The organism is Pseudoalteromonas sp. SaAl2 (genome assembly GCF_052947895.1).
Map to the genome: position 1 here is coordinate 671,721 of NZ_CM129605.1, position 11,811 is coordinate 683,531.

Consider the following 11,811-nt stretch of genomic DNA (forward strand, 5'->3'; position numbering starts at 1 on the left):
TATAACCTATTAATTTGAGTTTACTATGAATCTAAAAGATCTTGAATATGTAAAAGCGGTTGCTCATTACAAACATTTCCGCAAAGCGGCAGACGCCTGTTATGTTAGTCAGCCAACCTTGAGTGGCCAAATTAAAAAGCTAGAGCAAGAATTGGGCGTTACATTATTTGACCGTTCTACTAAGCAAGTTACTTTAACGACGCAAGGTGAACGTTTGTTGACACAAATAAAGTTAGTGTTAGAGCAAACCCAAATATTAAAAGAGCTAGCGGCAACGTCGAGCGCCCCATTACAGGGTAGAGTAAAAATAGGTATTATCCCAACCATTGCGCCGTATTTGTTACCAACCTTACTCACTTCAATGAAAGAAGCCTTTGCTGATAGTCAGTTTGCTTTTGTAGAAATGCAAACCAGCGCTATTTTAGCTGCACTCGATAATGGTGAGTTAGACATTGCAATACTAGCAGATGTGTCTGAACTTAAGCTTTATCATACAGTTAATATATATAAAGAAGATTTTTTAGTGGCCTTGTCTGCGCAAAATAAACTCGCTCAGCGCAGCAAGATAGCGTTAGATGAGTTAAAAACGTGTAGCTTATTAATGCTTAGCGATGGGCATTGTTTTAAAGATCAGGCTCAGCGTTTTTGTTTTGCGGCAGGTGTAGATGTATCAAATGAGTATCGGGGTAATAGTTTAGAAACGTTATTAGCCTTGGTTGCCATGGACGATGGTGTTACTTTTGTGCCTAAGCTTGCGGCTGCTGAGCGCGAGGGAATTAAATATTTGCCTATATTTCCAACTCAGCAACGCAGCGTAGTGTTAGCGTGTCGTAAGCATTATCCGCATTTAGCTGGTGTTGAGTTGTTGGCAAATTGGCTAGGTGAGCACCCTAGTTTACGTAAACAATTAACTAAAGCGATTGTTTAGCAAGCTCTACAATGTCGTTAATCTGAATATTTGGTAAAGGTTGTTTATCAACACTCATGGTTACAGCGCTTTGTTGATACACCTGTTCAACTTGCACTTGGTTAAGTGTGGTAATGAAATTAGGCATTTTATTACCCGCAGCATCGGTTAGGTAATTATGATGGGCAATATTTAATATTTGCCCTTTTTCAAGGCCGTGTGCTTTACCAAGGTTAATGATTAGTTTGTCGTTTTCAATATGTAATATCTTACCTTGGGTTTCAAGGCATGCCATGGCTGCTTGTAGGTCATAGCTGAGGGTTTGGTTTATATCAACAATGGTTTGCCCGTAGTCTGAGCCCCAAAACTTTTCGCTATATACATCAATTAAATCAGTTTTTTCAAATGGCCAAATACCTTGACCACGATAGCTCTTTTGCCAAAGTCGTTCGTAGGTGATGCCATCAAATAATACAAAATCAACATTGTATGCCCGCTTATAGGTTTCATCTTGCCAAAAAGCGTAGCTATTATTGAGTTTATCACTATTTGATATATCAACTATTTGACTCAGTAATACATATTGTGAATTACTGCGAGAGGCAATCTCTTCAAGTAGAGCGTTGCTGTAATCGTACTGCTGGGTAAAAAATTCACTCACACGAATAGGGTAGTTAAAATAAGCGGTAGGGCGCGTACTTATTGGTGATTCGTTTAACGTGTTATACAGGTTTTCGCTGGTGGCTTTATTGATGTCAAAAATTTGACCCATTCTAGCTTGTTCACGGTGTTTAAGTTGGGTTTGTGTAATTGCAACAAACTTGTTGAAGCTACTGGCCGAGCACTGCTCTTGCTCTGGAAAAATATCTAAACGTAGGGTGATTGCAAATTGATCGCCGTGTCTGTCTTCGCTGATCATTTCAATTTTTTGTATTTCACCATGGCTGTTTATTTTTAACTGATCTTGGGTAAGTACGCCATCTACAAGGGTTTGCATTGAACTAACACGGGCCCCTGAAAACACCAGTGCTTGAGTTATGGCATCTTTTATAGCGACAGATTTAGCTTTGGCTATATCGTTATTTTTAATGCTGGCATGGCCGGTAGATTCAAACCATTGTGCATTTACACTGGGACTTACGCTCAAAGCAAGCCAAGCCACAGCTGTCACAACACACGTTAATAGTTTTTTCATCATAAGATCCCACGCCAATATATTGGTTAATTACCTTTTATATGCATGTATTACGCAAGGACTATACCAATTGTTTTAAATACGAGAGTAAAGCAAGAACATGGCATTGATCATGCATTCATTGCGACTATTAAACCATTTACTTTAACGTGAGCTCCTATGCGTATAGTCCTTTTTATTTTAGCAACTTTAAGTTTATCTGGTTGCAGTAGCATTTTTGATAAACATGTTGAATATAAATATATAGAGCCAGATAGTTACCCTGTACTCAAGGCGATAGGTTATGCGCCTATCAGTGCACAACCGGGCGATAACGAGTCACAGCGTTCGTTAATGGCGTTAAAAGCGTCAAAGCTTGAAGCGTACCGTGAGCTTGCAGAGCAAGTATATGGGCAAAAAATTACCGCTGGCACAACGGTGCAAGGCAGTGTTGCGCAAAACGATCAATTACAAAGCCAAGTACAAGGCGTAATTAAAGGCGCGCAAGTAGTAAAGAGTTACCCAGTTGGCGACAGTTACGCAACGGAGCTTAGGCTTGATATGAAACGCGTACACGACTTATACATAGGCGAGATAAAACCAAGAGAAGTGAAAAAGGTTACTTACTACTAAGCAAAATATCTCATATTTATCTGTGAGTGCTATGCTTGATTTAACAATTCTTTTTGATCGAAAGCTGTGACAAGACAAGGTAGCAATTACTTTTTATTCATTCTATGGCCAAGCCTATGTACGCGCTTATAAAGCGAGCTTGTGTTTGGTCGGCAAGCTACAAACACTATATATGGCACTGGTTACTCTCAGTCGTACTTGTTAGTAGCGTGGTTTTTGCTGCTCGCTTACCTATTCAATTCAATGTTTTTTTTCAACAAATGAATCAACAGTTTGGTCCTACAAGACTGCCAGTAGCACGGAGCTGGCAAACCATGCTGGTGCAAACTCAAAACAAATCAGAACAACAAAAAATTTTAATTGTGAACGATTTTTTTGCTCGCAACCTGCGTTACCGCACCGACATTCAACTCTGGCAACAAAAAGATTACTGGGCGACTCCACTTGAAACGCTAGGTAAAGGTTTTGGTGATTGTGAAGATTATGCAATCGCCAAATATATTAGTCTTAGAGCTTTGGGCGTTGAGGATCATAAATTGCGGCTTATTTATGTAAAAGCACAAATAGGTGGCCCACGTTCAAACAGGACGCAGGCTCACATGGTATTAGGTTACTTTGTGACGCCTAATGCTCAGCCGATGATATTAGATAGTTTAATTACCAAAGTATTACCTGCGGCAAAACGCACAGATTTAAGTCCTGTATTTAGCTTTAATAGCCAAGGATTGTGGGCGAACAATTCAACTAAAAGTGTTGCAAATCCTACGGCGAGATTGTCGCGCTGGCGTCGGATATTAGAGCAAACACAAAGAGAAGGAGTTATGTGGTAATGGCATTATTTTCCTTATTTAAGCGTAATAAAAAAAGTAGTATCACGCTTCGTCAAGAGCTCTGGTTTGCCATTCTTATGGTGATATTGGTAGGGTTTGTTAGCAGCTTATTAATAAGTACTTACTCGGCAAAGGACTATTTTTCGTCTCAACTGTATTTAAAAAACGTGGATAACGCGAATAGTTTAGCCTTAATGATGAGTCAGTTAGATAAAGATCCTGTGAGCTTAGAATTACTTATTTCGGCAACTTTTGATACGGGTCATTACCAGCGCATTGAATTACAAAACCCTGCCGGTGAGGTGATTGTAAAACGCGAGTTTTCTGGTGATTTTGATACTTCAACACCAGATTGGTTTCATCATCTTTATCACTTAAATGTAGCGCCGGGGGTGTCTCAGATTAATGATGGTTGGAGCCAGTTTGGTACTGTGTATTTAGAAAGTCATAGTCAATATACTGAACAGGCACTATGGCAAAGTGCGGTAAGGTTGTTCTTTAGTTTTTTAATTGTCGCGATTGTCGCATGTATTGCAAGTAGCTATTTCCTGTCAAAAATATTACGGCCACTTGATGATGTGGTGTATCAAGCAAATGAACTGGGTAATAAGCGTTTTATAAAATCAAAAGTGCCAAATACTTATGAGTTTGCTCGTCTTGTTAGCTCAATGAACCTGCTATCTGCTCGTTTTAGTAAAATTATAAAAGAAGATAATAAGCGTCTTGAAGAGTTTAGATTTAAAAGCCAACATGATGAATTAACTGGCTTGGCCAATCGGGAGTATTTTTCTGCCACTTTAGAAGCTCAATTAAAACAGTCTGAAGATCATGCTCATGGCGCTTTATTTTTATTTCGAGTAATGAATCTAGATCAGATAAGTGAGCAGCTTGGCCGTGTTGAAATGGTTAATTTTGTAAGGCGTTTTACTAAGACCTTGATCTTGTTTTTAGAAGAAAATGAAGATCGTTTCTCTGAAAACCATATTGCCCGCATGTCCCATACAGATTTTACTGTGTTATTTACCGATGTTGAAGATTTACAGTTGCTTAGTGATCGGGTTTTACGGCTGCACAAAACATTAGTATCTGAATATCAGAGTGTTGATTTAGCCCTACCTCACAGTTGCACATTTATTGAGAGTAAAGATACTCGATTCACTTTATTAAAACGCGTTGATGACTTACTCAAAATCGCATCAAGTGAAAAATCAACGCAAGCTAAATTTACCGATAATAAAAACCAAAATGAGCTATTTGATAGTGCTGATAGTTGGCGTCAAGCTATTGAAAAAGCATTAGATAACGATGATCTCGATGTTATGCTTTATCCTGTTACCAGTTTTAGCGGTAAGTTATTACACAACCAACTAACCTTGAACTTATTGTTAAACGGTGAACTTTATCGCTCGGGCTTTTATTACCAGTGGGCTAAGCGATTAAAATTACTGGCGCGATTAGATTGGGGGATCATTAAATATTTAGTGAGGGTGTTTGATGAGCGTGAAGATTTAAAGCTTATATCAGTGGAAATATCCGAAGAAACGTTATTAGATGATAGCGCGCTCGCCGCTATTCTGACTTACTTGTTAGCATTTCCTAATTTAGCTAAACATATTTGTTTTGATGTAAAAGAGAGTATTGCGGTTGCTGAACTGGCTGTATTTAGAGACTTTTGCGGGCAGGTGAACAGTATGGGGGCTAAAGTCTCACTAAAACGAGTTGGTTCTGCGTTCACTAAACTTGATAAATTACAAGAACTCGGCCTTGAGATGATAAAAATAGATAGTATCTATGGTCACAATATTAGTTATAGCCAAGATAACCAAACCTTCTTAAGAGGGATGTGTGCGATGGCTCATTCGCTTGGTATTAAAGTGATTGCAGAAGGTGTGAGTAACCCTGATGATTTAGCTATGCTTCAGTCTCTTGGTTTTGACGGTGTGGTTTCGCAACCTGTTGATGCGGCGGGTATGGAACGTAAAAAGTAAACCTAATCACAGGTTGCCTGTCAACTCCCTTTAACCGCAAGCATAAGGTGCATTCTGTCGCGTACCTTTAGCTTATTAAACACAGAACTCATATGCTCTTTGACTGTGCGTTCAGTTATATTTAGTTGATTGGCCACTTGTTTATTAGTGGCACCAGTTACCACAATGTCTACAACCTGACGCTCTCTTTTTGTTAGGCTGTCTAGGTCGCAATCATGTTTATAATGAACAGGCTGATTTGATAGTGCGCCAACTAAATTAGACAGTAACTGACCAGGTAGCCATATACCACCACTGAGAATGGTATCGGCAACTTGCTCAATGATTATTTGACTGGCAAAGGCTTCAACATAGCCCCTAGCACCCATCTGCAAAGCGGCCCCGAGCTCATTAATATCTAACTCTCTGGCCATGACGATTACCGGAATACGGTTTTGGCTGTATTTTTTAACTAACTCTAACCATTGAGGTATACCAGCTAATATCCAGATCACACTATCAGCAGTGATATACTTTGGCGCTATATGTTTTATAGCACAATCAGGGTAAGCATTTTTCCAATGAGGAGAAGTCAGTTCCTTCTCGCTAATAAATAAGTGTAATCGCATTTTTACTCCAGATTTAGAATGTCAGGCTGACTTAGCGTTCAGTCATAGCTAATGAAGTAGCCCGTAAAACAGGTTTGAGTAAGTATTCTAAAACGGTTTTTTTGCCCGTAATGATGTCAACCTGAGTAGTCATACCAGGAATAATGGTTAGGTCGTCGGCAAATTGGTTTTTATTGGTTTTTAATTGCACCAAGTAAAAGGTGTTGTCACGTTCATCTGTGATTGTATCAGCGCTGATCTGCATAACTTGGGCATTGAGACCACCGTAAATGGCAAAATCATATGCACTAAATTTTATCATTGCTGCTTGGCCAGGGCGCAAAAATGCGATGTCTTTAGGGGGGATTTTAGCTTCTACAATTAATTGGTCGTCAAGGGGGACTATTTCTAGTACTTCACTGCCAGGCTGTAAAATCCCGCCAACAGTGTTGACCATTAAGCGTTGTACAGTGCCATTTACTGGGGATTTTATTTCAGTCTGAGTTACTTTATCGGCGAGCCCTGACTCAGTCTCTTTTATCGACTCAAGGCGCAGTAGTGCTTCTGATAATTCGTTATTCCAACGATTTATCATGACCAGCTCAACCTCAGTTACTTTATTTTTAGCTTCATTAATTGCAGACAAACTGCGATTTATTACTGCTTTCGTTCTACTTATTTCACCTTTTAGCTCAACGGCTTGTCGCTCTAAACGAATGATGTCTATATCAGATACAGCACCAGATTTTAATAGTGGGCGGGTCACTTGTAACTCACGATAGATTAACCTTAGGGCATCAGTATGTTGCTTAAGTGCGGCTTGCGCTTCAATATGATCTTGGCGACGTTGTTCTAACTGGCGCTTATGAATAGTGACTTGTTGGTCTAGTTCTTCTTTGTTACTGAGATATAGCGCTTCCTCATGGAGCACAGCGTTGGGAGAGTCCGCTTTTAATTGTTCGTCGAAAGTCAAAGGCTGCTTTTGGGTTAGCGCTTTTAATCTTGCTACTTTGGCACTAAGAGATTGTACTTTAGACTGGTTTTCACGAAAACTTGATATATATCGGGTTGGGTCTATTTTAATTAATACATCGCCAACGTTTACTATTTGCCCTTCGCGTACATTAATTTGTTCAACCATACCGCCATCATAAGATTGAATCAGCTGTAACTTATTCGAAGGGATAACTCGGCCCTCACCACGAGCTACTTCATCTAAACTTGCAAATGCAGACCAAACAATCAATAGCAATATACTTAAACAAATTAAGTATAACAGTAACCGTGCTCGCGCGGGTTGTTGTTGCATTTTTTCCCATTGCGCATCGACCACCCAATCTTGGCTGTTAGGTGGTGATAACCAGTTTTTAAATAAACCATTAAACACGGAGGGTTTGCTACCCTTTACTGCTTCAATAGCACGTCCCATCGATTCAAATGAACGTTGTTCTAGAGGTGGTTTTTTGTCACTCATGAAGCACGCTCCACAGGTCTATTATTTAATGATGCGATAACTTTGTCTTTAGGGCCATCTGCAACTATTTTACCGTTGTCTAATACAATCACCCGATCAACAAGCTCCAGTAGGGAGGTTCTATGTGTAACAACAATAAGGGTTTTTTCCGCACTGTGTTGTTTCAGGTTTGCGATAATTCTTGCTTCGCTGGCATGATCCAACGCAGAGGTTGGTTCATCTAAAATAAGTATTGGTGGATCATTTATAAGCGCTCTTGCGATACCTACGGCTTGGCGTTGGCCACCAGATAATAACCGGCCTTGTTCACCGACCTGTAAATCAAAGCCGTCAGGGTGGGAGTTAATTAAATCAAATAGCTGGCTTTGTTCACATGCAGAGATAATTTGCTCGTCTCTAGCATGCCAAGCACTTAAAGTTATATTGTCTTTTAAGGTGCCATAAAACAAAGAAACGGTTTGCGGTACGTAGCCAATATTGTGGCGCAGTTCAGCAGGGTCTATTTGGTGGATGTCGGTATTATCCACAGCTATCGATCCGGCGGTTGGTTCGTATAATCCTAAAATGAGCTTTTCTAAGGTACTTTTACCCGAGCCGTTACGTCCTAAAATAGCTACTTTTTCACCTGCTTTTATACGAAGGTTTATTCCAGATAGTGCATCATTACTTTCATCAGAATATTTAAAGCGTACATCTTTAAATTGAATATCGCCTCTTAAAACAGGGTGGCTCAACCAATGCTTTCCTGGTGGACGTTCTACTTCATGCTCCATAATTTCATTGAGTGAGTGCATTGCGATTGCCGCATGATGAAACTGAGCTAAAACGGCGGCAGATTGTCCTATGGGTCCCATAGCTCTTGAAGATAGTAGGTAGGCTGCAATTAAGCCGCCTTGGGTGAGATCACCGTTAATTACTAAATGAACACCGATGATCATAATGATCACTCCCACTGATTGCTGGGCCCATACTGCGGTTGTTGAAATTGAGCCTGATATGAGTCTGCTATGTGCATTTACACGGGCAATAAAAATGGTCGATTTCTCCCAAACAGCTTGGGTTTTACATTCGCTATGAAAGCTTTTCACGTCTTCAATATTGGTGAGGCTTTCAACCAAGGTTGCATTTCGCATTGAGCTTGCTTTCATGGTTTGCTCTGAAAGTGCTTCTAATTTTCTGTGTGCTGCTAACGCGTAAAAAAGTAGTAGCAAAGCACCAACGATAATAGGAATACTCAGAGGTACGCCGATTATCGCAATGACGGTGATGTATAAAAGTACAAATGGAAGGTCCACCAAGGCGATTAGCGTAACTGAGCTAAAAAAGCTTCTTACAGCTTCAAACGATTGAATGTTACTTGCAAATGAGCCCGCTGAGTTCGGCCTGTTTTTTAACTTCATGCCGAGTACACGTTCCATGATCACCGCCGATACTTTGACATCAATCCTGCTGGCAGCAAGCTCGACAAAATAGCTTCGTACTAGACGCAGAGCAAAGTCAGCTGTGAGGGCGATTAAAACACCAATTGCTAATACCCATAATGTTTCAACTGCTTGATTTGGCACAACCCGATCGTATACGTTCATTACAAATAATGGCATAGCAACAGACAACAACCCGAGGGCAACAGCTGATATAATCACGTCTTTATAAAGTGAACGACACTCTTTTATGACACCCCAAAACCAACCATCTTTAGATAGTTTTTGTAAGACTGGCGAACGAGCGTCGAAGGCAAACTCTGGTTGTGCATAGATAATAATATCGGTGGTGTTGCGACTTAACTCTTCAATGGTTAAATGCACTACTGAGTCACTTAATTCAGGGTAAATTACCTCTACCATTGCTGTATCTGTGTCTACAGAGGTCACAACGCAAGCTTGATTATTGTTAAGCAATAATATAGCTGGTAATAAAGCAGCGTTTATTTTAACAAGTGGTTTATTAACCACCTTTGTTTTAAATCCGATTCGCTTTGCAGCCCTCGAAAAGCCTGACGGAGTGAGGTTGCCTTGCTCAAGCGGTAAGCCGCTTAATAAAGTTTCGCGCGAAAACTCGCGACCATGGCAATGGCATAAAATGGCAAGGCAATCTACCAACACGCCACCATGGCTTGTTACATCATCTATTTCCATGTAATGACCAACGTTGTAATTCAGTTTGCAGAACTAATTAATTTAATTAGAATCCATTGCTTGCAGCTAAACTGCCGCTAGTATCTGTTATGATGGCTTCTATACGCCGGTTAGCAGCATTTGCACGTACAGATATTTCCTGTATTTTTGGTAGATCAGTCCCATACCCCAAAGATTTAACTCTACTTGGGCTAATACCGTATTGCTGAGTGAGTATTTGTGCGACCGAAAAGGCTCGTCTTTCTGATAGTTTACGGTTGTATAGTGCGGGTCCCTCTAATGAAGCATGGCCTTGAATTTCAACTGTTTTGCTTGGATGTTGAGTTAAAAAGTCAGCCAGCCTTTGTATTTCTTGCATGTATTGCGGGCGTACCTCACTGGAGTCGGCAGAAAATGGGATACCAATTTCTACATTAGCAGAATCAGCTTTGTATTTTGTGCAGCCTGTTTCGTCAACGTCAGTAAAAGCAGGGGTTGCTGGACAACCGTCATTTTCGTTAGCAACACCATCACCATCATCATCTTGAAAGTCGCTCATACTGTTTAATGTCGTATTTAATGCTGGTGCCTCTAAGTACCTTGGCATGGCGGTCACTGACATATAGGCGTTATCTTGCATTTTCTTTTTTTGTAAAAAAGCTTGGCGGTTTATAGTTGCTCCAACGTCATATTTAGGACAAATTGTTTCAGGGTTGTGCGCAAGCGGATCGTCAGTTAAATCACTTATTTTAGGAAATTTATCTGATGTAACATTAAGTGTAGGTAAAAGTTTACCCATTTGTGCTAGCATAGTTAGAATCGCTTCTTGGCGCTCATAAAGTGCCGAGATATATGAGCGGGTAGATTGAAAAGATTCGTTCTCTGCATCAAGGACGTCAAGCAGTGTACGTTGGCCAATATCAAACTGATCTTTGTAGGCAAATTTCACTTTATTAGATGAACGCTTGTGTTGCTCTAATGCTGGGAGCTTGCTTTCAAGTACCTTCACATTATTGTAAGCTATTTGTAGGCTTTGTCTTATCTCGATGCACGATTGATCGCGCTGGTATTTTGCAACATTGACCTCTTGATATGCTTGCTCTAAATTTGCTCTATCAAGGCCCCCTTTGTACAAGTTATAGCTAACATCTATACCGACACGTGCCTCTGTACGGGTTTCATTAAACCCAAGTTCGTCACGGTCTTGTGTGCCATAACGAGCTGATAAATCAACATTTGGGTGAAATGCCGATTTTTGTGCTTGGGCATTGGCTTCTTGTGCGGCAATATTATATAACGATGCATAAAAATCGTGACTGTTTTTATACGCAATATCAAGAGCCTGGTTTATTGAAATCGGTATACTGTCTTCGCTCAGCTTTGCCTCAACTGTGCCTTGTTGAGGTAGTTCACCAACAACTCTTAAATAGCGGGCGCTCACATCATGTAGGTTTGCATATTCGGTCATTACGTTTGATTGGGCTAATGAAAGACGTCCACTTATCTGCTCTAAATCAGCAGCACGGGCTACGCCTGCACCAACACTTTGTTCGATTTGTTGATACACAGACTCATGCTCTTTTAGGTTTTGTTGAGCTAGTTCAACTAGGCGAGTAAATTTTTGTACATCGATGTAAGCTGCGCTGGCCTCTAACGCGATTTGTTCTGCTTGCGACATCATTTCAAAATAACGAATTAGTTGAATGCGCTCAAAGCGTTCTACTGTATTTGATGTTCTAAAGCCATCGTATAACATTTGCCCTAAAGTTAGCTCTGCGGTGTTACGATTGTATTCGTCTTCGACGCCGTAATTGCGTTTTTCATAACCAGCGCTAACAGTGGCATCTACAGTGGGCAAATAGCCCGAATGCGCAGCATCTACACCATACACTGATGCCTTAAATGCATGCCATGCTTGTTGTACTTCAGGGTTATTAGAAATTGCTTTGTCAGCAACATAGGTTAAAGGCATTAAGGAAGTTTGCTCCGCATGCACTTTAGGTATAACTCCATTTATGGCTAAAGTTAGGCCAATAGCCAAGATGGTTTTACTTTGCTTAATGCTATTTTTTCTAATCATTGCATCCTCTTAGATCAGTTAGAA

Annotated in this window: 9 protein-coding genes; 4 read left to right on the forward strand and 5 right to left on the reverse strand. The window is 40.3% G+C overall.

Annotated features, from left to right (window positions below):
- Nucleotides 1-25: 25 nt before the first annotated feature.
- Nucleotides 26-928, forward strand: a complete 903-nt coding sequence (locus ACU8V8_RS03195; protein ID WP_446888822.1) for a LysR substrate-binding domain-containing protein — start codon at nt 26-28, stop codon at nt 926-928.
- Here the strand turns inward: ACU8V8_RS03195 and ACU8V8_RS03200 are convergent.
- Nucleotides 912-2,102: a flagellar assembly protein T N-terminal domain-containing protein gene (locus ACU8V8_RS03200; protein WP_446889572.1), complete on the reverse strand. Its 1,191-nt coding sequence runs from the start codon at nt 2,100-2,102 to the stop codon at nt 912-914. The genes ACU8V8_RS03195 and ACU8V8_RS03200 overlap by 17 nt on opposite strands.
- A 159-nt stretch (nt 2,103-2,261) precedes the next feature.
- On the opposite strand from ACU8V8_RS03200, the gene ACU8V8_RS03205 reads away from it, so the two are divergent.
- The 3 genes from ACU8V8_RS03205 to ACU8V8_RS03215 all read left to right on the forward strand — a co-directional run bounded on the left by ACU8V8_RS03205 (nt 2,262) and on the right by ACU8V8_RS03215 (nt 5,532).
- A complete protein-coding gene (locus tag ACU8V8_RS03205) occupies nt 2,262-2,714 on the forward strand; it encodes an LPP20 family lipoprotein (RefSeq protein ID WP_446888823.1) in 453 nt (150 codons plus the stop codon).
- 116 nt (nt 2,715-2,830) lie between these two features.
- Nucleotides 2,831-3,544 carry a transglutaminase-like cysteine peptidase gene (locus ACU8V8_RS03210; protein WP_446888824.1) on the forward strand — a complete coding sequence of 238 codons (714 nt, stop codon included), beginning with the start codon at nt 2,831-2,833 and terminating at the stop codon, nt 3,542-3,544.
- Nucleotides 3,544-5,532 carry a bifunctional diguanylate cyclase/phosphodiesterase gene (locus ACU8V8_RS03215; protein ID WP_446888825.1) on the forward strand — a complete coding sequence of 663 codons (1,989 nt, stop codon included), beginning with the start codon at nt 3,544-3,546 and terminating at the stop codon, nt 5,530-5,532. Before ACU8V8_RS03210 ends, ACU8V8_RS03215 begins: the two co-directional genes overlap by 1 nt.
- Before the next feature lie 20 nt (nt 5,533-5,552).
- Here ACU8V8_RS03215 and ACU8V8_RS03220 read toward each other — a convergent pair whose 3' ends face one another.
- From ACU8V8_RS03220 to ACU8V8_RS03235, 4 genes are read right to left on the reverse strand one after another with little or no spacing between them, the layout of a single operon-like run.
- Nucleotides 5,553-6,140: a LuxR C-terminal-related transcriptional regulator gene (locus ACU8V8_RS03220; protein WP_446888826.1), complete on the reverse strand. Its 588-nt coding sequence runs from the start codon at nt 6,138-6,140 to the stop codon at nt 5,553-5,555.
- A gap of 31 nt (nt 6,141-6,171) precedes the next feature.
- Complete coding sequence (locus ACU8V8_RS03225) at nt 6,172-7,593, reverse strand: HlyD family type I secretion periplasmic adaptor subunit (RefSeq protein ID WP_446888827.1); 1,422 nt, start codon at nt 7,591-7,593, stop codon at nt 6,172-6,174.
- Entirely contained in the window at nt 7,590-9,728 is a 2,139-nt protein-coding gene (locus ACU8V8_RS03230; RefSeq protein ID WP_446888828.1) for a type I secretion system permease/ATPase, read from the reverse strand. Before ACU8V8_RS03230 ends, ACU8V8_RS03225 begins: the two co-directional genes overlap by 4 nt.
- A gap of 46 nt (nt 9,729-9,774) precedes the next feature.
- The gene (locus ACU8V8_RS03235) at nt 9,775-11,787 is read right to left on the reverse strand and encodes a TolC family outer membrane protein (protein WP_446888829.1); all 2,013 of its coding nucleotides are present in this window, start codon (nt 11,785-11,787) and stop codon (nt 9,775-9,777) included.
- Nucleotides 11,788-11,811 lie beyond the last annotated feature (24 nt).

Bases quoted from the DNA above. Each gene is read 5' to 3' on its own strand.
- ACU8V8_RS03230 (WP_446888828.1), bottom strand. From the start codon at position 9,728: ATGGAAATAGATGATGTAACAAGCCATGGTGGCGTGTTGGTAGATTGC.
- ACU8V8_RS03205 (WP_446888823.1), top strand. From the start codon at position 2,262: ATGCGTATAGTCCTTTTTATTTTAGCAACTTTAAGTTTATCTGGTTGC.
- ACU8V8_RS03225 (WP_446888827.1), bottom strand. From the start codon at position 7,593: ATGAGTGACAAAAAACCACCTCTAGAACAACGTTCATTTGAATCGATG.
- ACU8V8_RS03200 (WP_446889572.1), bottom strand. From the start codon at position 2,102: ATGAAAAAACTATTAACGTGTGTTGTGACAGCTGTGGCTTGGCTTGCT.
- ACU8V8_RS03210 (WP_446888824.1), top strand. From the start codon at position 2,831: ATGTACGCGCTTATAAAGCGAGCTTGTGTTTGGTCGGCAAGCTACAAA.
- ACU8V8_RS03215 (WP_446888825.1), top strand. From the start codon at position 3,544: ATGGCATTATTTTCCTTATTTAAGCGTAATAAAAAAAGTAGTATCACG.
- ACU8V8_RS03235 (WP_446888829.1), bottom strand. From the start codon at position 11,787: ATGATTAGAAAAAATAGCATTAAGCAAAGTAAAACCATCTTGGCTATT.
- ACU8V8_RS03220 (WP_446888826.1), bottom strand. From the start codon at position 6,140: ATGCGATTACACTTATTTATTAGCGAGAAGGAACTGACTTCTCCTCAT.
- ACU8V8_RS03195 (WP_446888822.1), top strand. From the start codon at position 26: ATGAATCTAAAAGATCTTGAATATGTAAAAGCGGTTGCTCATTACAAA.